The organism is Kitasatospora sp. NPDC043950 (genome assembly GCF_056435345.1).
Window position 1 is genome coordinate 15,145 of record NZ_JBWKER010000073.1, and the last position, 18,450, is coordinate 33,594.

Below are 18,450 nucleotides of genomic sequence, written 5' to 3' on the forward strand. Positions count from 1 at the left end.
GGTGCCCCCCCGAGCGGTGAACCACCCCGCCGGCCGGTGAACTACCCCGCCACCAACTCCCGCTCCAACGGCGACCGGAACCGCGGCGTCACCCGCACCTCCCCCAACCAGCCCGCCAGGCGCACCGCCTCCGCCGCGATCGCCGCCCCGGCCTCCGCCCCCACATCACCGAACAGCCGCCACACCACCTCACCGTCCGGCCGCTGCGCCCAGCCGCCCACCACCCGGCCGCACCACCACACCGTCGGCCCGGCGTTGCCCGCCCGGTCGAACAGCGCCGGCACGTCCTCCGGCCGCAGGTACCAGTCCCGCCCCCGCCAACCCATCACCGTCGGATCCAGCCCCGGCAGCAGCGCCGCCCACGGCTCCGGCTCCGCCACCGGCCCGGCGTCCCCCGGCAGCACCAGCGCCGCCGCCCCGCCCGCCAGCTCCACGTCCTCGGCGCCCACGTCCGCCAGCGCCCGGCGGGTGTCCCCCAGCGTCCAGCCCGTCCACCACTTCACGTCCTCGACGGTCGCCGGGCCGTACCCGGCCAGCCAGCGCCGCACCACCTCCGCCTTCGCCTCCCGCACCGGCGCCTCCGGCCACTGCGGCACCGGCGCCCACGGATAGACGTTGCTCAGCCACGACCCGCGCGGACGGCCCCGCCGCACGTGCCCGTCCGCGGCCAGCAGCCGCAGCAGCCGACTGCCCACGCTCTGCCGGTTCTCGTACGGCTTGCCCGCCGACATCAGCATCGTCTCGCGCAACTCCGGCACGTCGTCGCCGAGTTCCTTCGTCGTCGCCTCGCCGCGCCGGGCCACGGCGGCCAGCACCGCGCGCTCCGCCCCGGCCAGCCGCGCCTCGTCCCAGCCGTCCGCGTGGTCCCGCAGGTGCTTGAGCAGCGTCGCCCGCTCCCTCGCCGCGATCGCCCGCGCCGTCGACGAACTCACGTGCGGCGCGAAACCCTCCGTCACCGCGAACAGCGTCCGCCGCATCGACAGCAGCTTCACCAGCGTGACGTCCTCGTACAGCGCCCGGTCCACCTCCGCCACCGACGGCTCCACCAGCCGCGCGCACGCCGACAGGTACACCGTCGCCGGGTCCGACGCGTGCAGCCCCACCAGCGCGTCCGCCACCTGCTCCACCCGCGCCACCCGCACCGACGGCGCCAGCAACTGCCGCCGCCCCACCCGGGCCCGCCGCTCACCCTCGCCGATCACCGGCACACGCCTCGTCATGCCCGGACCCTAGCCCCCACCACCGACAGGCCCGGACGCAAGGAGCCGGCCGGGGCACCGCCCCGACCGGCTCACGCCACGTCCGTGCTCAGAGGTTCAGAGGTAGAGCCCGGTCGAGCCCTCCGTGTCGCCGAAGCGGGTCGCCGCCACCGCGTGCAGGTCACGCTCGCGCAGCAGCACGTAGGTGGCGCCGCGGACCTCGACCTCCAGCTTGTCCTCCGGGTCGTACAGCACCCGGTCGCCCGGCTCCACCGAGCGGACGCTCTGGCCCACCGCGACGGCCTCCGCCCAGGTGCAGCGCTTGGACAGCTCCGCGGTCGCGGGGATCAGGATGCCGCCGGTCGAGCGGCGCTCGCCCTCGCTGCCCTCGATCCGCACCAGCACGCGGTCGTGCAGCATCCGGATCGGCAGCTTCTCGCCCAGCCGGTCGTGCCGCGCCGCCTCGTACTCGGGTGCGGCGGAGGAGGCCTGCGGGGTCGGTTCGTCGTTCGTACTCACGATCCCGAAGGTACCGCCCCCGGGCGCGCGGCGTGACGCTGGCCCGGCATGCGGGAAGCCGCGGCGCCCGCGGGGCCGGACACGCACCCGGGCCCGGGCACACCCCCCAGAGCCGGGCGCACCTCCCGGGCCCGGGCACACCGAAGGCCGGACGCCTCCCGCGCCCGGCCCTCACCCCGTGCCCGTTCAGCCCTTGCGGCGCTTCCGGGCGGAAGCCACCAGCAGCAGCACGCCCACGCCGACCAGCGCGGCCGGGACGATCCGCTCCGTGCGCGGCTGCCCCTTCTCGTCCACGAACTGCGCCCGCACCTTCTCCACCACGCCGTTGGCGGCCACGTACGCCCGGCCGGCCTTCTCCTCGACGGCGGCCACGGCCTTCGCCTTCACCTGGGCGCTGATCGTGCTCGGGTGGACGCGCACGGCCAGCTCGTCCAGGGTGGCCGCCAGCTGGGTGCGGGTCCGGGAGATGTCCGCCTCGATCTGGGCGGTCGTCCGCGCCGACTTGTCCTTCGTGCTCGCCTCGCCCACTCGGGCCACCCCATTCACTTGCTGATGTTGTCCTGTGCGACTGACCCAGTCTGTCAGTTGCCGAGCAGGGCCGCGCGACCCCACCCACCATCGGGGGTAAGTTTGCCGTGCTATGACCGCCCGCCCCAGCAACAGGAGATTTACCCGTGAGTGAGCGTCTCCAGCCCGGCGACACCGCGCCCGCCTTCAGCCTGTCCGACGCCGACGGCAACCAGGTGTCCCTCGCCGACCACCTGGGCCGCAAGGTCATCGTCTACTTCTACCCGGCCGCGCTCACCCCCGGCTGCACCAAGCAGGCCTGCGACTTCACCGACAACCTGGAGGTCCTCGCCGGCGCCGGCTACGACGTCATCGGCGTCTCCCCGGACAAGCCGGAGAAGCTCGGCAAGTTCCGCGAGGCCGAGAACCTCAAGGTCACCCTGGTGTCCGACCCGGACCACCAGGTGCTGGAGGCCTACGGCGCCTACGGCGAGAAGCAGAACTACGGCCGCACCTACGTCGGCGTGATCCGCTCCACCGTGATCGTGGACGAGCAGGGCAAGGTCGAGCGCGCACTGTACAACGTGAAGGCCACCGGGCACGTCGCCAAGCTGCTGCGCGACCTCAAGGTCGAGACGGCCTGACGCTCGAAGGCCTGGCGCTCGACGGCCGCCCGGTGCCTCGCTCGCCCGGCACCTCGCTGAACGAAGCGGTGGCGGCACACCCCCCGACCGGGTGCACCGCCACCGCCGTCTCTCACCTCAGGGCGCCGTCAGCAGGCCCCGAGGTCGCTCCAGACGCCCCACGAGCCGCTGGCCGCGGGGTCGTCGCCCTTGGTCCACCACTTGTTCTGGTAGTAGTGGCCCTTCCACGACACCTTGGTGGTGGCCGCGTAGGTGGTGCCCGCGTCCCAGCTCGGGGCGGCCGTGCAGGCCCCCGTCGTCGGGGTGGCGGTCGCGGTGGCCGTCGCGGTCGGCGAGGCCGTGGCGGTGGGCGAGGCGGTCGCCGTCGGGGAGGCGGTCGCGGTCGGCGAAGCGGTGACGGTCGCGGTCGGCGTCGGGGTCGGGGTCGGCGTGCCGCCGTCCACCGTGCCCCGGGTCAGGTCGCCCTTGAGCCCGTACAGCGTGCCGTTCACGTTGACCGTCCAGTTCGACGGGGTCGAGACCGGCAGGTAGTAGACGAAGTCCAGGTCCACCGAGGCGCCCGGAGCCAGCGACTGCCAGCCCGGCAGCTTGACCGACACCCGGTTGTAGGTGCCCTTCAGGCCGCCCACGTTGCCCGGACCGGGGTTGTCCTGCCGGATGACCTGGAGGCCGAAACCTGACTGGTCCTTGGCGTTGCCCGGAGCCGAGTTGCTGTAGTCGAACTGGAACTCGGTGCCGCCCGGCAGGGTCGTCGTCGAGTTGTTGACGATGTGGATCTTCGGGTTGATCGGGTAGTTCGAGTCACCCAGCGCGAAGTTGGTGAACGACACGTCGATCGGCAGGGTCTGCTGCGGCAGCGGGACCGTCGAACGGGTCGCGCCGTACGGCGTGGCCGCCTTGAACTTGTCGTACATCAGCGAGGTCAGCGTCGAACCCGGCACGTACTCGCCCTTGCCGCCGTTGGCGCTCGCGTCCCACTTGTAGTCGCCCGCGAGCTCCCAGATCATCGCGCCGCCGGCGCCCTGGTTGACGATGTAGTCCGCCTTGGCACCCACCGACTGCTCGTCCTCGGTGGAGAGGAACACCTTCTTGGTGTCGTTCCACAGCCACGGCGCCACCAGGCTGCTGCTGTAGTTGCGGGCGTAGGTGCCCTGCAGCGCGGTGTCCTTCACGCCGTACTTGGCCAGGTAGTCGGGCAGGATGCCCTTCTCCAGGTTCTTCGCGTGCCACATCGGGTTCGACCCGGCCGGGGACTCCTTGCCCGCGTCGTCCTTGTCGTTCCAGATGTTGTCGATGCCGACCGCGCCGTCACCGCAGGAGGTCAGGCCGGAACCGACCGGGCAGGTGGTCGCCGCCGCGGTGCCCCACAGGCCGTTGGTGCCGCCCGTGACGTTCTTGAAGCCCCGGGTGTAGTACGGCAGGCCGACGTTGATCCGGCCGCCCGGCATCGCACCGCGGAAGTAGTGGTACGACCAGTCGGCGTTCAGGTAGCCGATGCCGCCGTACTGGCCGGTGCCGTACACGTTGGCCGCCGCCAGCTCGCCGTCCTTGCCGTCGTCGAACAGCGAGGCGTTCGGGCCGACGTACTTGTTCCAGGCGCCGTGCAGGTCGTACGACATGATGTTGACGTAGTCCAGGTACTGCGCCACCTGGAAGGTCTCCATGCCGCGCAGCAGGTAGCCGGACGACGGTGCCGCGACCGACAGCAGGTAGTGCCTGCCGTCGGCGGCGCCGGCCCGGTCCAGGTTCTCGCGCAGCGTCTTCATCAGCGCCGCGTAGCCCTTCGCCAGCGAGCCGCGCTTGGAGTTGGCGAGCTGCCAGTCCAGCGGGTTGCCGGCGTCCTTCATCGAGGTCGGGTACTCGTAGTCGACGTCGACGCCGTTGAAACCGTACTTGCGGATGAAGTCGACGGACGAGGCGGCGAAGGTGTCGATGCCGGCCTGGTTGACGCTGCCGTCCGGGTTGACGGTCATCGAGTAGAAGCCGCCGGAGTTGACGCGCTTGCCGTCGTCCCCGAAGTAGCCGCCGGTCTCGGTCCAACCGCCCACCGAGATCAGGGTCTTGACGTTCGGGTACTGCTTCTTGAACTTCGTCAGCAGATTGAAGTGGCCCTTGTAGGGCAGCGTCGGGTCCAGCTCGGCGCCGGGCACGCCCGGGAAGGAGATCCCGGTGGCCTCGTTGGTCGGGCCGTCGGTGCCGACGGAGAGCTTGTTGTCACCGCCGACGTGGCCGAACGCGTAGTTGAGGTGGGTGACCTTGTCCCAGGGGATGTCGTTCACCAGGTAGGGCTGGTCGCCGTTCTTGCCGGTGCGCCAGCCGGTGAAGTAGCCGATGATGCGGCGCTGGTGGTCCGCGCCCATCTTCTCGCGGCCGCCGGTGTCGTAGACCGAGCAGTACGGGACGTCCACCCCGGGCGTCTGGTACAGGCCGTCGGGGCGACAGGCCCCGTTGTCGACGGTCGCGGACGCCTGCGAGGGCACCGCGCCCAGCGTCGACAGCAGCAGACCGGCCAGACCGGCCGCCGCCAGCGCGACCGCGCCCGCCCGGGCAGCCGGGCTCTTGCGGCGGAGTGCGGCGGTGGGACGCCGCTCCGCCGTGTTTCGGATCAACACTCGGTCCTCCGGGAGAGAGTGTCGGCGCGTGCCTGTGGGGGAGCACGCACGTGGGGGGATTGCAATTGGCGCCGAAGCTATGTGGTCTGAACCACATAGGTCAATAGGTCTGTACCAATTGGTAATCAAATCCCCAACCCCGCCGGTCACTCCACCGACGGCAACAAGTCACCCCTTGGCCGAAACCCCGTCACCCCGCGACCGAACGCCCCCACTGAACCCGCCGCCGAACCCGCCGCCGACCCCCTCGACACCACCGCCCGCCCGCGTCCGGGACGGTGCCGCACCGGAAAGGACGGTGCCCCGGCACGGGCGAAGCCCTAGACTAGAGGCCATGCGGCCTTGGCGGAATCGGCAGACGCCCGGGTTTTAGGTGCCCGTGGGAGAAATCCCGTGAGGGTTCAAGTCCCTCAGGCCGCACTAGCCTTAGATTCGAAGGCCCGCCCCGGAATGATCCGCGGCGGGCCTTCGGCGCTCTCCGACCGGCCGTCAGCCCAGGAGGTCCTTGACGACCGGGGCGAGGCCGCGGAAGGCCAGGCCGCGATGGCTGATGGCGTTCTTCTCGGCGGGGGTGAGTTCGGCGCAGGTGCGGGTCTCGCCGAGGGGCTGGAGGATCGGGTCGTAGCCGAAGCCGCCGTCGCCGGAGGGGGCGGTGCGCAGGGTGCCGAGGAGGCGGCCCTCGACGACGCGCTCGGTGCCGTCGGGGAGGGCGAGGGCGGCGGCGCAGAAGAAGTGGGCGCCGCGGTGCGGGTCGGAGATGTCGGAGAGCTGAGCGAGCAGCAGGTCGAGGTTGGCGCGGTCGTCGCCGTGCTTGCCGGCCCAGCGGGCGGAGAAGATGCCGGGGGCGCCGTTCAGGACGTCGACGCAGAGGCCGGAGTCGTCGGCGACGGCGGGCAGGCCGGTGGCGCGGGCGAGGGCGTGAGCCTTGAGGAGCGCGTTCTCCGCGAAGGTGACGCCGGTCTCCGGGACGTCCGGGATCTCGGGGTAGGCGTCGGCGCCGACGAGTTCGACGTCCAGGCCGGCCTCGCCGAGGATGGCGCGGAGTTCGGCGACCTTGTGCTGGTTACGGGTGGCGAGGATCAATCGGGTGGACATATCGCCCACCCTATCGGCAGCCGTCCCGGCGTCAGCCGGTGCAGACCGAGGTGAGGTTGCCGGCCGCGTCGCCGAGCGGCTTGAGGTCGGGGACCTCCTTCTTGTCGACGGCCTGCTGGACCTTGTCGGCCTGCTTCTGCAGGTCGGCGACGGCCTTGGCGACGTCGGTGTTCTTGGAGTTCTTGCCGACCTGGTTGAGGTCGGTCCTGAGCTTCTCCAGCGCCTTCCCGGCGGCCGCCGAGTCGTTGCTCGCGTTGCCGTAGGCGCTGGTGACGTCGGCGAGGTCACCGGTGATCCTGACCGCCGTGCTGCCGCAGTCGATCGCCTTCTGGGCTGCGGAGCAACTGACCATGCTGAGCGGGAGGATGGCGATCAGGCCGGCCACGGCGAGGGCGGCGGGGCGGGCGATGCTGGACGGCATCCGGTCCTCCTGTGGGGCGCGCGGGTTCCGTGGGACGGGACGCGCGCCGGGGGGTGCGCGGTTCCCGCAGCAGGGGTGCTGCGGGAACCGTACGGGCTTCGGGCCCGGCGTGTACAGCGGCCCGTACGGCTGCGGGTACATCCGGGTCCACGGCGCCGTGGGCCGAACCGGTTCAGGCCTCCAGGGCCTTGCGCTGGATCTCGTCGAGCTCGGCGCAGCCCAGGGTGCCGAGGTCGAGCAGGCGGTCGAGCAGGGCGCGGTCGAAGGGGGCGCCCTCGGCGGTGCCCTGGACCTCGACGAAGCGGCCGTCGGAGGTGCAGACGATGTTCATGTCGGTCTCGGCGCGGACGTCCTCCTCGTACTGGAGGTCGAGCATCGGGACGCCGTCGATGATGCCGACGCTGACGGCGCTGACGCCGCCGGTGATGGGCTGGCCCTTGGCGCGCAGGAGCTTGCGGTCGCGGGCCCAGGCGACCGCGTCGGCGAGGGCGACGTAGGCGCCGGTGATGGCGGCGGTGCGGGTGCCGCCGTCGGCCTGGAGGACGTCGCAGTCGAGGACGATGGTGTTCTCGGCGAGGGCGCGGTGGTCGACGACGGCGCGCAGCGAGCGGCCGATGAGCCGGCTGATCTCGTGGGTGCGGCCGCCGATGCGGCCCTTGACGGCCTCGCGGTCGCCGCGGGTGTTGGTGGCGCGCGGGAGCATGGAGTACTCGGCGGTGACCCAGCCTTCGCCGCTGCCCTTGCGCCAGCGGGGGACGCCCTCGGTGACGCTGGCGGTGCACAGCACCTTGGTGTCGCCGTAGGAGATGAGGACGGATCCTTCGGCGTGCTTGCTCCAGCCCCGTTCGATGGTGATGGGGCGGAGCTGGTCGGGGGTGCGGCCGTCGATGCGTGACATAGGCACTGAGCGTAGTCGCTCGGAGCGGGTGTTCCGGGTGCGCCTCGGCCCGCCGGGGTGCGGCTGGGCGCCGCTCCCCGGCTGCGCTCGGCGCCGTCCCCGGGTGCGCCTCGGCCCGCCGTTCCCGGGTGGGGCGGCGGGCCGGGGGTGGGGTGAGCCCGGTGGCTCAGCTCACATCATGTCCTCGATGTCAGCGGCGATCGGGTCGGCGTCGGTGCCGATGACGACCTGGATGGCGGTGCCCATCTTGACGACGCCGTGGGCGCCGGCGGCCTTGAGGGCGGCCTCGTTGACCAGGGAGGCGTCCTTGACCTCGGTGCGAAGGCGGGTGATGCAGCCCTCGACCTCTTCGATGTTGTCGATGCCGCCCAGACCGGCGACGATCTTCTCAGCCTTGCTGGCCATCTGATTTCTCCCTCTGTCTCGGCCCGCCGGCCGCTCTGCCGGGTGCCGTCCTGCGCTGTACTGGGGTGTCCGCCGACCGGTGGCCGGCGTGGTCGGTACCGGTGCTGACGCGGGTTCAGCCGCGGTCGCGCCGCCGGGCAGCGCGACCAGCATCACCTGCTCCGGTCCGATCTGCCACGTTAGTCCACTTTTGGCCCATTCCGGCGCGCACGGTCCCGACCGCCACCAGAGGATGACGAGCAGCGGGCTCGTGCCCGGAGTGCGGCCTGCGTCCCAAAGTGGTCTACACCAATATATGTGTACTCCGATGAACGCAGAAAGGACCCCGGGTGTTCCGGATCCCCGCCCGGGGGTCCCGCCGGGGGCCACCGGCCGGCAACTGCTCTCGGAGGGCGAAGGATGAGTTCGGCAGGCGCCACGGCCCCGCAGCGCGTGTGGTGGCACACCTTCTACGGCGGCCTCCAGAAGATGGGCCGCTCCCTGCAGCTCCCGGTGGCGGTGCTCCCCGCGGCCGGCATCCTCAACCGGCTCGGCCAGCCCGACGTCTTCGGCAAGGACGGCCTCGGCTGGACCGACGTCGCCAAGGTCTTCGCCTCGGCCGGCGGCGCCCTGCTGGACTCCTCGTTCGGCCTGCCGATGCTGTTCTGCGTCGGTGTGGCGATCGGCATGGCGAAGAAGGCGGACGGTTCCACCGCGCTGGCCGCCGTGGTGGGCTTCCTCGTCTACTACAAGGTCCTGCACTCGTTCCCGGAGAACTGCAAGAACGGGACGGTCCTGGTCACCGACGCCTGGACCGGCCAGTGCGTGGACTACAGCTCGGCCAAGGCGGCGGCCGCGACGTACCAGAACCCGGGCGTCCTGGGCGGCATCCTGATCGGCCTGATGTCGGCCTGGCTCTGGGTCCGCTTCCACCGCACCAGGCTGGTCGACTGGCTGGGCTTCTTCAACGGCCGCCGCCTGGTGCCGATGATCACCGCGGTGGTGGGCCTGGCCACCGCCTGCGTGGCGCTCTGGGTCTGGCCGCCGATCGGCCGCGGGCTCAACGACTTCAGCCAGACCCTGGCCGACCTGGGCGCGGGCGGCGCCGGTATCTTCGGCCTGTTCAACCGCGCGCTGCTGCTGATCGGCATGCACCAGCTGCTGAACACATTCGTCTGGTTCCAGTTCGGCGAGTTCATCAAGCCGGACGGCACCATCGCGCACGGCGACATCCCGCGCTTCCTGGCGGGTGACCCGACGGCCGGCCAGTTCCAGTCCGGATTCTTCCCGATCATGATGTTCGCGCTGCCCGCCGCCGCACTGGCGATCGCGCACTCGGCGAAACCGCACCGCCGCAAGGAGATCTACGGCCTGATGCTCTCGGTCGGCCTGACCTCCTTCGTGACGGGCGTCACCGAACCGCTCGAGTACTCCTTCGCCTACGTCGCCCCGGCCCTGTACGGCGTGCACGCGCTGCTGACCGGCGCCTCGATGGCCGTCACCTGGGGGCTCGGGGTGCACGACGGCTTCAGCTTCTCGGCCGGCCTGATCGACTACGTCATCAACTGGGGGCTGGCCACCAAGCCGTGGCTGATCATCCCGATCGGGCTCTGCTTCGCCGCCGTGTACTACGCGCTCTTCCGGTTCATCATCGTCAAATTCAATCTGAAAACACCCGGGCGGGAGGACGAGAGCGAGGTCGAGGACGTCACCAAGGTCTGAAACCGAGCGTCACCGGGCAGCACCCGCAATGGCCTCCGGACCCGACGGTCCGGAGGCCTTCGGCATTTCCGGAAATGACCAAATGCCCGGGCGGTAAAACAATTCCGATATGCGCCCCGGGGATTCCCCGGCGGGCCGTCAGCCGTGCCAGGCGGGGCCGGGGCGACCCGCACCGCCCGGCCGCCGGCCGGGGGCACCGCGGGGGTGGGGAAAGGCCGCCGCCGCCCGGCGCGGGCGGTGGCCGGCAATCGGCCGCCACCGTTTCCCCGCCGACCCCGACCATGCGCCGCGGGGGTCGGAAAGCCGCGGATTGGCCGAAGCCGGACGGGGTGGGGCCCGGACTCCTCCCGACCGCAGGCCGTCCGTGATGTCCGACACCCCGGTGGGCCCCTTCCCCACCGCCCACCGCACCCGGACCGGACCCCGGCAGCAGACACCGGAGCTCCGGAGGCCGCCCCCCGCCCGGACACCGTCGCGTCCGCCCGTGAACCCCGCCGACCCGACCCCCGTCCGCGCACCGCCGGGCCCGCGGCGGACCCCTGACGAGGCCTCGGCGGGGCCTCCGGACGGGGCCGGGTCTTTTTGTTGCGCAAATAGCCAAAATCCCAATCACGGCGGGTAATCATGATCGTCGTTCCGCAACTAGGTTTCGATTTCATAGCGCTTCCCGGCAGGGGCGCTTTCCGGGGTTCCCCCCCTTCTCCACCCGTGCTACAAAACTGGTCTACACCACACGTGGTGTAGACCAGTTCGCGGTTCGGCCCCATGTGCCCCTCCCCCGACCGCCATGCCGTTAGGAACCCACCCCAATGAGTCAGTCAGCGCAGGCACCGGCGCCCGCCACGGCTCCGGCCACGCCCAGCCCCGCCAAGAAATTCGGCCAGAACCTGCTCCAGGGCCTGCAGAAGATCGGCCGCAGCCTCCAGCTGCCCATCGCCGTGCTCCCCGCCGCCGGTCTGCTGATGCGCCTCGGCCAGGACGACGTGTTCGGCAAGGACGGCCTCGGCTGGGACAAGGTCGCCGCGGTGTTCAACACCGCCGGTAGCGGGGTCTTCGACAACCTGCCGCTGCTGTTCGCGGTGGGTATCGCGATCGGCTTCGCCAAGAAGGCGGACGGCTCCACCGCCCTCGCCGCCCTGGTCGGCTTCCTGGTCTACAAGAACGTGCTGACCGCGTTCCCGATCACCAAGGGCCACATCGCCGACGGCAAGTGGGTCGACCCGACCTACCAGAACCCGGGTGTGCTCGGCGGCATCGTGATCGGCCTGCTGGCCGCCGTGCTGTGGCAGAAGTACCACCGCACCAAGCTGGTCGACTGGCTCGGCTTCTTCAACGGCCGCCGTCTGGTGCCGATCCTGATGGCCTTCGTCGGCACCGGCATCGGTGTCCTGTTCGCCCTGACCTGGGGCCCGGTCGGCGACGCCATCAAGAGCCTGAACGACACCCTGATCGGTGCCGGCGCGCTCGGCGCGGGCGCCTTCGGCCTGGTCAACCGCGGTCTGCTGCCGGTCGGCATGCACCAGTTCGTGAACTCCTACGCCTGGTTCCAGACCGGTGACTTCACCAAGGCCGACGGCACCATCGTGCACGGCGACATCCCGCGCTTCTTCGCCGGCGACCCGACCGCCGGCCAGTTCATGTCCGGCTTCTTCCCGATCATGATGTTCGCGCTGCCCGCCGCCGCACTGGCCATCGCCCACGCCGCCAAGCCGCACCGCCGCAAGGCCATCACCGGCATGATGGTCTCGCTGGCGCTGACCTCCTTCGTCACCGGTGTCACCGAGCCGATCGAGTTCGCCTTCGTCTTCATCGCCCCGGCCCTGTACGTCATCCACGCGGTGCTCACCGCCGTCTCGATGACCGTCACCTGGGCGCTCGGCGTGCACGACGGCTTCACCTTCTCCGGCGGCCTGATCGACTACGCGCTGGCCTGGAGCAAGGCCACCGACCCGTGGCTGATCATCCCGATCGGCCTGGTCTTCGCCGCGCTGTACTACTTCCTCTTCCGCTTCGCGATCACCAAGTTCAACCTCAAGACCCCCGGCCGCGAGGACGACGACGAGATCGAGGACGTGACCAAGGCCTGAGGCCCCGCCCGTCCGCACTCCACGACCCCGCCCCGCCGCTGCTCCCCCAGCGGCGGGGCGGGGTCGTCGCGCGTCCCACCCCGGGGCGGCGGGAACGGCGGTTGACGAACCGGCGGAGGCACTGGTCAACTGAAGCCGTGAACGCGTCCTGCCCGCTGGTGACCCGCAGCCACATCGACTTCGGTCGCGTGTGGTCCGCGGCGTGTCGCGGCTGAGCCGACCGTTCCCCCCGCCGCCCGGCTGACCTCCCGCCCGGCGCCGTTCCTCCCCTCCCGCCCGCACGGGCCCCGCCCGCCTCCGGGCCGCCACCGCGCACCCGCGCGCGGCCGTACGCACCCGCACACCCCCTGTGCGCGTTCGCCGGCGTCGCCCGCACGCGTCCGCACGAGGAAAGTCAGGCCTCAGCATGCCCCGCCAACTGCACCTCTCCGCCGCCCTGGACAGCCCCGGCCACGTCGACGCCGGGCACTACGCCGCCCTCGCCCGCCTCGCCGAGCGGGCCACCCTCGACTTCGTCACCCTCGACGACTCCTTCACCCCCGAACCGCACCGCCCCGACGCCCTCGCCACCCTCGCCCGGATCGCCCCGCTGACCGAGCGGGTCGGACTGGTGCCCACCGTCACCACCACCCACACCGAGCCGTTCCACACCTCGATCGCGGTCAACACCCTGGACTGGGTGAGCCGGGGCCGGGCCGGCTGGCTGGTCGGCGTCTCCGCCACCGAGGCCGAGGCCAAGGCCTTCGGCCGCCGCCCGACCGCCCCCGCGGACGCGCTCTGGGCGGAGGCCGCCGACGCCGTCGAGGTCGCCGCCCGGCTCTGGGACAGCTGGGAGGACGACGCGGAGATCCGCGACACCGCCACCGGGCGGTTCATCGACCGCGACAAGCTGCACTACGTCGACTTCGAGGGCCCGCACTTCTCCGTCCGCGGGCCGTCGATCACCCCGCGCCCACCGCAGGGCCGCCCGGTCGTCGCCGTCCCGGTGTCCGCCGTCGACCTCGCCCCGTACGCCTCCCCCGGCGGTCGCGCCCGGGTCGCGGCGGCGATCCGGTACGCCGACGTCGTCCTGCTGGACGCCCCCGACCACGCCGCCCGGCTGGCCGCCGCCACCGAACTGCGGCTGCGCGCCGGCGAGCACCTGCGCATCCTCGCCCGGACCGACGCCGCCCTGCCCGACGACGCCGCGGCCGACCGCCTGCTCGCCGACCTCGCCGCGATCGGCACCGGCGTCGACGGCTTCCACCTCGTCCCCGCCGAGCCCGAACGGGACCTGGCCGCCCTCGCCGAACGGGTCGTCCCGGTGCTGCGCGCCCAGGGGCTGTTCCGCGCCGGGTACGCGGCCGGCCGCACCCTGCGCGACCACCTCGGCCTGGCCCGCCCGGCCAGCCGCTACGCCACCGACGCCGCCACCAACACCGACGCCACCGCCACCCCGTCCGCCGCCGCTCTCGCCGAGGTGACCCGATGACGGACCGCCCGCTCAAGCAGATCCACCTCGCCGCGCACTTCCCCGGCGTCAACAACACCACGGTGTGGAGCGACCCGGACTCCGGCAGCCACATCGAGTTCGACTCCTTCCGCCACCTCGCCGAGACCGCCGAGCGCGGGAAGTTCGACTTCTTCTTCCTCGCCGAGGGCCTGCGGCTGCGCGAGAACAAGGGCCGCATCCACGACCTGGACGTGGTCGGCCGCCCCGAGTCGATCACCGTGCTGAACGCGCTGGCCGCCGTCACCACCCGTCTCGGGCTGGCCGGCACCGTCAACGCCACCTTCAACGAACCGTACGAACTGGCCCGTCGGTTCGCCTCGTTGGACCACCTCTCCGGCGGGCGCGCGGCCTGGAACGTGGTCACCTCCTCGGACGCCTTCACCGGGGAGAACTTCCGCCGCGGCGGCTACCTCGACCGCGCCGACCGCTACACCCGGGCCGCCGAATTCGTGCAGCTCGCCCGGGAGTTCTGGGACGGCGGAGCGGAGACCGTCCGGCACAGCGGCCCGCAGTTCGAGGTCGAGGGCCGGCTCTCGCTGCCCCGCCCGCCGCAGGGCCACCCGGTGGTCATCCAGGCCGGGGACTCCGACGAGGGCCGGGAGTTCGCCGCCGCGACCGCCGACGTCGTCTTCAGCCGGCACTCCACCCTCGCCGACGGCCAGGCCTTCCACGCGGACGTCAAGCGCCGGCTCGCCGCGTACGGCCGCAAGCCGGACGAGCTGAAGATCATGCCCGGCGTCACCTTCGCCCTCGGCGACACCGACGCCGAGGCCGCCGAACTCGCCGCCGAGGTCCGCCGGGCCCAGGTCGGGCCGCAGACCACGATCGCCTTCCTGGAACAGGTCTGGGGCATCGACCTGTCCGACCACGACCCGGACGGTCCGCTGCCCGCCGTCGACCCCGACCCGGACAGCGCCCTGGCCCAGGGCCGGGTCCGGATCGGCGACCCGTCGGCCGTCGCCGCCCGCTGGCGGGCGCTGGCCGCCGAGAAGCAGCTCACCAGCCGCGAGCTGGTGATCGAGGTGACCGGCCGGCAGTCCTTCATCGGCTCCCCCGCGACGGTCGCCGAGCGGATCGACTTCTTCGTGCAGAACGACGCGGCCGACGGCTTCATCCTCGTCCCCCACCTGACCCCGGGCGGCCTGGACGCGTTCGTCGACCACGTGGTGCCGCTGCTCCAGGAGCGCGGGGTGTTCCGCACCGACTACAGCGGGACGACCCTGCGCGACCACCTCGGCCTGCCGCTCCCCGGCCGACGCTGAGACGACCGACGCCGAGCCGACCGGCCCGCCCGCCCGCTCAGATCCGGTACACCGCACCCGCCCGGGCGACCTCGACGGGGCCCGGGTACGCGGCGGCGGCGTCGCGGCGGTTGTGCTCGGCGTCGGTCCACGGGGGGATGTGGGTGAGGACGAGCCGGCGGACGTGGGCGGCGGCGGCGTGCTCGCCGGCCTCCCGGCCGTTGAGGTGGACGGCCTGGTAGGTGTCCCGGCCGTCGATGTAGGCGGCCTCGCAGAGGAAGAGGTCGGCGTCGCGGGCGAGTTCGACGAGTTCGGCGCTCTCGCCGGTGTCGCCGGAGTAGACGAGCGCGCGGCCGTCGTGTTCGAGGCGGAAGGCGAAGGCGTCGACGGGGTGGTTGACCTGGGCGACCTCGATCCGGAACGGGCCGAGGTCGAAGGCCCCGGGGGTGAGGGTGTGGAAGTCGAAGACCTCCTTCATCCCCGGGTTCTCCGGCATGTCGTAGGCGCGGGCGAGCCGTTCGGCGGTGCCGGCCGGGCCGTAGACGGGCATCGGGTCGGGGCAGCCCTCGGCGCGGTAGTTGCGGGCGACCCAGTAGGCGCACAGGTCGACGCAGTGGTCGGCGTGCAGGTGGCTGAGCAGGACGGCGTCGACCTCGTAGATGTCCACGTACTTCTGCAGGGCGCCGAGGGCACCGTTGCCGAGGTCGAGCACGACGCGGTAGCCGTCGGCCTCGACGAGGTAGCTGGAGCAGGGCGATTCGGCGGACGGGAAGCTCCCCGAGCACCCCACCACGGTCAGTTTCATCCGAGCCCCTCCGCCCCGACACGTCCTGGCTGCTGCTGGAAAACGGCAGGCCGGGCCGGTGGAACCGGCCGGTAGCACTGCTTCGCGTGTCGAGAGTAAGGGCGGAGCGACACTTTGCCCCCGTCCCCGTGCCGGGCTGTGGCTGGAATCACCAGAACGCCGGGGCGGGGGCGGTGCCGTCCGTTCGGGTGCCGTCGGGTCAGCGGTGGCGGGGGCGGTTGCGGGCCCAGGCCTTGATCGTGTCGGGGTACCAGCGGGGGTGGCCGCCGGCGTCGAGGACGTCCGGGTCGGGCAGCAGCCCGTGCCGCCGGTAGTTGCGGACGCTCTCGGCCTGCACGTTGATGTGGCGGGCGATCTCGGCGTAGGACCACAGCTCGGAGCTTCTCCCCACGAGGCACCTCCGGAGGGGCGGGGCGGGCGTACGTGAGGCAGCCTGTCCGGGCGTCGGCGACTCTTCACCACGGAACGGGCACCGTGGTCATTCCGTGACGAACCGGGAGCCTGGTGCGGACAAATGCCCGGCCGTCCGGGCACTCACGGTGGTGGGGGCCGCCATGGGCCCGGTACGGTTCGCGCCATGAACAGTTCGACCGGGGTCTGGGTGGTCCTGGCGGTGGCGGGCGTCGCGCTGCTGGCCGCCGTCGTGGGGGCGCTGGTCCGGCGCACCCGCCCGGCGCCGCGACCGGCCGGTCCGACGGCTCCGCGCCCGCGCCCGGCGGCCAAGGGCCGTCCGGGGCCGCAGCCGCAGGAGATCTGGTGGGCGGAGGTCCCGTTCGAGGACGGCCCGGGGTCGAAGGACCGCCCGTGCCTGGTGCTGCGGGTGCACGGCCGCACCGCGACCGTCGCGAAGATCACCAGCAAGCACCACGCCGAACGCCCGGGCGTGCTGCCGCTGCCGCCCGCCTTGGTGGGCGACCGGCAGGGCCGCACCAGCTGGCTGGAGACCGACGAGCTGCGCGAGGTGCCGCTGTCGGCCTTCCGCCGCCGGGCCGGCACGGTGGACCGGCAGGTCTGGTCGCGCGCGCAGCAGGCCCTGCAACGCGGCTAGGCCCGGAGCTGGCCCTCCAGCACCGCTGGGGCTCTCAGGCCCAGAGCTGCCCCTGCAGCGCCTCGACGGCCGCCTCGGTGGTCTCCGCGGTGTAGATGCCGGTGGACAGGTACTTCCAGCCGCCGTCGGCGACCACGAACACGATGTCGGCGCGCTCCCCGGCCGCCGCGGCCTTGCGGCCGACGCCGATCGCGGCGTGCAGGATCGCGCCGGTCGAGACGCCCGCGAAGATGCCCTCCTGCTGGAGGAGTTCGCGGGTGCGGCGGACGGCGTCCGCGGAGCCGACCGAGAAACGGGTGGTGAGCACCGCGGCGTCGTACAGCTCGGGGACGAAGCCCTCGTCGAGGTTGCGCAGCCCGTACACCAGGTCGTCGTAGCGGGGTTCGGCGGCGACGATCCGCACGCCGGGGACCTTCTCGCGCAGGTAGCGCCCGACGCCCATCAGGGTGCCGGTGGTGCCGAGGCCGGCCACGAAGTGGGTGACGGTCGGCAGGTCGGCGAGGATCTCGGGGCCGGTGGTGGCGTAGTGGGCGCCCGCGTTGTCGGGGTTGCCGTACTGGTAGAGCATGACCCAGTCCGGGTGCTCGGCGGCGATCTCCTTGGCGATCCGGACGGCGGTGTTGGAGCCGCCGGCGGCCGGCGAGGGGATGATCTCGGCGCCCCACATGCGGAGCAGTTCGCGCCGTTCCTCGCTGGTGTTCTCGGGCATCACGCAGACCATCCGGTAGCCCTTGAGCTTGGCGGCCATGGCGAGCGAGATGCCGGTGTTGCCGCTGGTGGGTTCCAGGATGGTGCAGCCGGGGGTGAGCCGGCCGGCGGCCTCGGCGCGCTCGATCATGTGCAGCGCCGGGCGGTCCTTGATCGAGCCGGTGGGGTTGCGGTCCTCCAGCTTGGCCCAGAGCGTCACCTGCCCGTCGGTGTTGCCGGGGACGGCGGCGGACAGCCGCGGCAGGCGGACCAGCGGGGTGTTGCCGACGGCTTCGAGCGGGCTGTCGTAACGCAAGGGAGGCCTCCGGCCACGGCGGTGGGGGTGCGGAAGGGCGCCCTCCCGCCCGCCGCTGGGCGGACGGGAGGGCGGGAGGTCAGCGGGCTCCGCCGGCCACGGCGGGCAGGATGGTGACGCTGTCGCCGTCGGCGAGGGCGGTGGAGATGCCCTCCAGGAAGCGGACGTCCTCGTCGTTCAGGTAGACGTTGACGAAGCGGCGCAGCTCACCGCCCTCGACCAGGCGGGCGGCGATGCCCGGGTGGCGGGCGTCGAGGTCGGCGAAGAGCTCCCCGAGGTTGCTGCCGGTGCCCTCGACGGCCTTGGCGCCGTCGGTGTAGGTGCGGAGGATGGTCGGGATGCGGACCTCGATGGCCATGGGTGCGCTCCTGTGCGAGTCGTGAGGTGGGTGGGCCGCGGCGGGCACGGCGGGGAGGGTGGTCCCGGGGCTCGGCGTCGCCGGCAGGCGGTGGGCACCGGGTGGGGCGGGCGGCTCAGCGCGAACGCGCGGGCGTGCCGGGACAGATCGCACTGGCGAGCCGGCACAGGTCGACGTGCAGGCGTGCCACGAGGCGGGTGCCCGGGGCCTGGTTGCTCACATCGACGGAACGCATGGGCTCATCGTATAGATTCCCCGGCCCGCTCCTCCATGCCCGTCTCGGGATCCGGATGTTCCCGTTTCTCGGGCTGAGACGACACGGGCCCGGGGGGGGGGGGGGGGGGGGGGGGGGGGGGGGGGGGGGGGGGGGGGGGGGGGGGGGGGGGGGGGGGGGGGGGGGGGGGGGGGGGGGGGG

At 72.4% G+C, this 18,450-nt stretch carries 19 protein-coding genes and 1 tRNA gene; 7 read left to right on the forward strand and 13 right to left on the reverse strand.

Going from position 1 to position 18,450, the window contains the following annotated elements:
* Window positions 1-41: 41 nt before the first annotated feature.
* The 3 genes from AC07BF_RS33735 to AC07BF_RS33745 form a co-directional block, all read right to left on the reverse strand.
* On the reverse strand, window positions 42-1,220 hold the full coding sequence (locus AC07BF_RS33735) for a winged helix DNA-binding domain-containing protein (protein ID WP_478334351.1): 1,179 nt from the start codon (window positions 1,218-1,220) through the stop codon (window positions 42-44).
* Window positions 1,221-1,316: 96 nt separating this feature from the next.
* Window positions 1,317-1,619 carry a GroES family chaperonin gene (locus AC07BF_RS33740; RefSeq protein WP_079136310.1) on the reverse strand — a complete coding sequence of 101 codons (303 nt, stop codon included), beginning with the start codon at window positions 1,617-1,619 and terminating at the stop codon, window positions 1,317-1,319.
* Window positions 1,620-1,904: 285 nt separating this feature from the next.
* A complete protein-coding gene (locus AC07BF_RS33745) occupies window positions 1,905-2,246 on the reverse strand; it encodes a DUF3618 domain-containing protein (protein ID WP_063349226.1) in 342 nt (113 codons plus the stop codon).
* A gap of 146 nt (window positions 2,247-2,392) precedes the next feature.
* On the opposite strand from AC07BF_RS33745, the gene bcp reads away from it, so the two are divergent.
* Window positions 2,393-2,869, forward strand: coding sequence for a thioredoxin-dependent thiol peroxidase (gene bcp, locus AC07BF_RS33750; protein ID WP_063349225.1), 477 nt, complete (start codon window positions 2,393-2,395; stop codon window positions 2,867-2,869).
* A gap of 128 nt (window positions 2,870-2,997) precedes the next feature.
* Here bcp and AC07BF_RS33755 read toward each other — a convergent pair whose 3' ends face one another.
* Window positions 2,998-5,475: a chitinase C-terminal domain-containing protein gene (locus tag AC07BF_RS33755; protein WP_478334357.1), complete on the reverse strand. Its 2,478-nt coding sequence runs from the start codon at window positions 5,473-5,475 to the stop codon at window positions 2,998-3,000.
* Between the two features lie 342 nt (window positions 5,476-5,817).
* On the opposite strand from AC07BF_RS33755, the gene AC07BF_RS33760 reads away from it, so the two are divergent.
* Window positions 5,818-5,901 (forward strand) — tRNA-Leu (locus tag AC07BF_RS33760).
* Between the two features lie 69 nt (window positions 5,902-5,970).
* Here AC07BF_RS33760 and rdgB read toward each other — a convergent pair.
* The 4 genes from rdgB to AC07BF_RS33780 all read right to left on the reverse strand — a co-directional run bounded on the left by rdgB (window position 5,971) and on the right by AC07BF_RS33780 (window position 8,300).
* A complete protein-coding gene (gene rdgB, locus AC07BF_RS33765) occupies window positions 5,971-6,576 on the reverse strand; it encodes an RdgB/HAM1 family non-canonical purine NTP pyrophosphatase (protein WP_350881208.1) in 606 nt (201 codons plus the stop codon).
* A 31-nt stretch (window positions 6,577-6,607) separates the two neighbouring features.
* Complete coding sequence (locus tag AC07BF_RS33770; RefSeq protein ID WP_363583744.1) at window positions 6,608-6,997, reverse strand: hypothetical protein; 390 nt, start codon at window positions 6,995-6,997, stop codon at window positions 6,608-6,610.
* Window positions 6,998-7,169: 172 nt separating this feature from the next.
* Window positions 7,170-7,895, reverse strand: a complete 726-nt coding sequence (gene rph, locus AC07BF_RS33775) for a ribonuclease PH (protein WP_350881205.1) — start codon at window positions 7,893-7,895, stop codon at window positions 7,170-7,172.
* Window positions 7,896-8,066: 171 nt separating this feature from the next.
* On the reverse strand, window positions 8,067-8,300 hold the full coding sequence (locus AC07BF_RS33780; RefSeq protein ID WP_063349220.1) for a PTS sugar transporter subunit IIB: 234 nt from the start codon (window positions 8,298-8,300) through the stop codon (window positions 8,067-8,069).
* 399 nt (window positions 8,301-8,699) lie between these two features.
* Between AC07BF_RS33780 and AC07BF_RS33785 the strand changes: the two genes are divergently transcribed.
* The 4 genes from AC07BF_RS33785 (at window position 8,700) to AC07BF_RS33800 (ending at window position 14,842) form a co-directional block, all read left to right on the forward strand.
* A complete protein-coding gene (locus AC07BF_RS33785; protein WP_478334352.1) occupies window positions 8,700-10,001 on the forward strand; it encodes a PTS transporter subunit EIIC in 1,302 nt (433 codons plus the stop codon).
* Window positions 10,002-10,810: 809 nt separating this feature from the next.
* Window positions 10,811-12,088: a PTS transporter subunit EIIC gene (locus AC07BF_RS33790; protein ID WP_478334353.1), complete on the forward strand. Its 1,278-nt coding sequence runs from the start codon at window positions 10,811-10,813 to the stop codon at window positions 12,086-12,088.
* 406 nt (window positions 12,089-12,494) lie between these two features.
* On the forward strand, window positions 12,495-13,559 hold the full coding sequence (locus AC07BF_RS33795) for an LLM class flavin-dependent oxidoreductase (RefSeq protein ID WP_478334354.1): 1,065 nt from the start codon (window positions 12,495-12,497) through the stop codon (window positions 13,557-13,559).
* Entirely contained in the window at window positions 13,556-14,842 is a 1,287-nt protein-coding gene (locus tag AC07BF_RS33800) for an LLM class flavin-dependent oxidoreductase (protein ID WP_478334355.1), read from the forward strand. The genes AC07BF_RS33795 and AC07BF_RS33800 overlap by 4 nt, the downstream gene beginning before the upstream one ends.
* Window positions 14,843-14,879: 37 nt before the next feature.
* Here the strand turns inward: AC07BF_RS33800 and AC07BF_RS33805 are convergent, their stop codons facing one another.
* The gene (locus tag AC07BF_RS33805) at window positions 14,880-15,626 is read right to left on the reverse strand and encodes an MBL fold metallo-hydrolase (RefSeq protein ID WP_350881195.1); all 747 of its coding nucleotides are present in this window, start codon (window positions 15,624-15,626) and stop codon (window positions 14,880-14,882) included.
* A 199-nt stretch (window positions 15,627-15,825) separates the two neighbouring features.
* A complete protein-coding gene (locus AC07BF_RS33810; RefSeq protein ID WP_363583755.1) occupies window positions 15,826-16,017 on the reverse strand; it encodes a MerR family transcriptional regulator in 192 nt (63 codons plus the stop codon).
* Window positions 16,018-16,203: 186 nt separating this feature from the next.
* Here AC07BF_RS33810 and AC07BF_RS33815 point away from each other — a divergent pair, with 186 nt between their 5' ends.
* A complete protein-coding gene (locus tag AC07BF_RS33815; protein WP_478334356.1) occupies window positions 16,204-16,674 on the forward strand; it encodes a type II toxin-antitoxin system PemK/MazF family toxin in 471 nt (156 codons plus the stop codon).
* Between the two features lie 34 nt (window positions 16,675-16,708).
* Here the strand turns inward: AC07BF_RS33815 and AC07BF_RS33820 are convergent, their stop codons facing one another.
* The 3 genes from AC07BF_RS33820 to AC07BF_RS33830 form a co-directional block, all read right to left on the reverse strand.
* Window positions 16,709-17,677, reverse strand: a complete 969-nt coding sequence (locus tag AC07BF_RS33820; protein ID WP_363583759.1) for a PLP-dependent cysteine synthase family protein — start codon at window positions 17,675-17,677, stop codon at window positions 16,709-16,711.
* 79 nt (window positions 17,678-17,756) lie between these two features.
* Window positions 17,757-18,035, reverse strand: a complete 279-nt coding sequence (locus tag AC07BF_RS33825) for a MoaD/ThiS family protein (RefSeq protein ID WP_363370276.1) — start codon at window positions 18,033-18,035, stop codon at window positions 17,757-17,759.
* Between the two features lie 115 nt (window positions 18,036-18,150).
* Complete coding sequence (locus AC07BF_RS33830) at window positions 18,151-18,270, reverse strand: putative leader peptide (protein ID WP_347878546.1); 120 nt, start codon at window positions 18,268-18,270, stop codon at window positions 18,151-18,153.
* Window positions 18,271-18,450 lie beyond the last annotated feature (180 nt).

Coding starts and splice junctions, on each gene's coding strand:
- AC07BF_RS33815 (WP_478334356.1), top strand. CDS start 16,204: ATGAACAGTTCGACCGGGGTCTGGGTGGTCCTGGCGGTGGCGGGCGTC.
- AC07BF_RS33785 (WP_478334352.1), top strand. CDS start 8,700: ATGAGTTCGGCAGGCGCCACGGCCCCGCAGCGCGTGTGGTGGCACACC.
- AC07BF_RS33735 (WP_478334351.1), bottom strand. CDS start 1,220: ATGACGAGGCGTGTGCCGGTGATCGGCGAGGGTGAGCGGCGGGCCCGG.
- AC07BF_RS33790 (WP_478334353.1), top strand. CDS start 10,811: ATGAGTCAGTCAGCGCAGGCACCGGCGCCCGCCACGGCTCCGGCCACG.
- AC07BF_RS33805 (WP_350881195.1), bottom strand. CDS start 15,626: ATGAAACTGACCGTGGTGGGGTGCTCGGGGAGCTTCCCGTCCGCCGAA.
- AC07BF_RS33830 (WP_347878546.1), bottom strand. CDS start 18,270: ATGCGTTCCGTCGATGTGAGCAACCAGGCCCCGGGCACCCGCCTCGTG.
- AC07BF_RS33770 (WP_363583744.1), bottom strand. CDS start 6,997: ATGCCGTCCAGCATCGCCCGCCCCGCCGCCCTCGCCGTGGCCGGCCTG.
- AC07BF_RS33740 (WP_079136310.1), bottom strand. CDS start 1,619: ATGCTGCACGACCGCGTGCTGGTGCGGATCGAGGGCAGCGAGGGCGAG.
- rdgB (WP_350881208.1), bottom strand. CDS start 6,576: ATGTCCACCCGATTGATCCTCGCCACCCGTAACCAGCACAAGGTCGCC.
- rph (WP_350881205.1), bottom strand. CDS start 7,895: ATGTCACGCATCGACGGCCGCACCCCCGACCAGCTCCGCCCCATCACC.
- AC07BF_RS33780 (WP_063349220.1), bottom strand. CDS start 8,300: ATGGCCAGCAAGGCTGAGAAGATCGTCGCCGGTCTGGGCGGCATCGAC.
- AC07BF_RS33795 (WP_478334354.1), top strand. CDS start 12,495: ATGCCCCGCCAACTGCACCTCTCCGCCGCCCTGGACAGCCCCGGCCAC.
- AC07BF_RS33800 (WP_478334355.1), top strand. CDS start 13,556: ATGACGGACCGCCCGCTCAAGCAGATCCACCTCGCCGCGCACTTCCCC.
- AC07BF_RS33825 (WP_363370276.1), bottom strand. CDS start 18,035: ATGGCCATCGAGGTCCGCATCCCGACCATCCTCCGCACCTACACCGAC.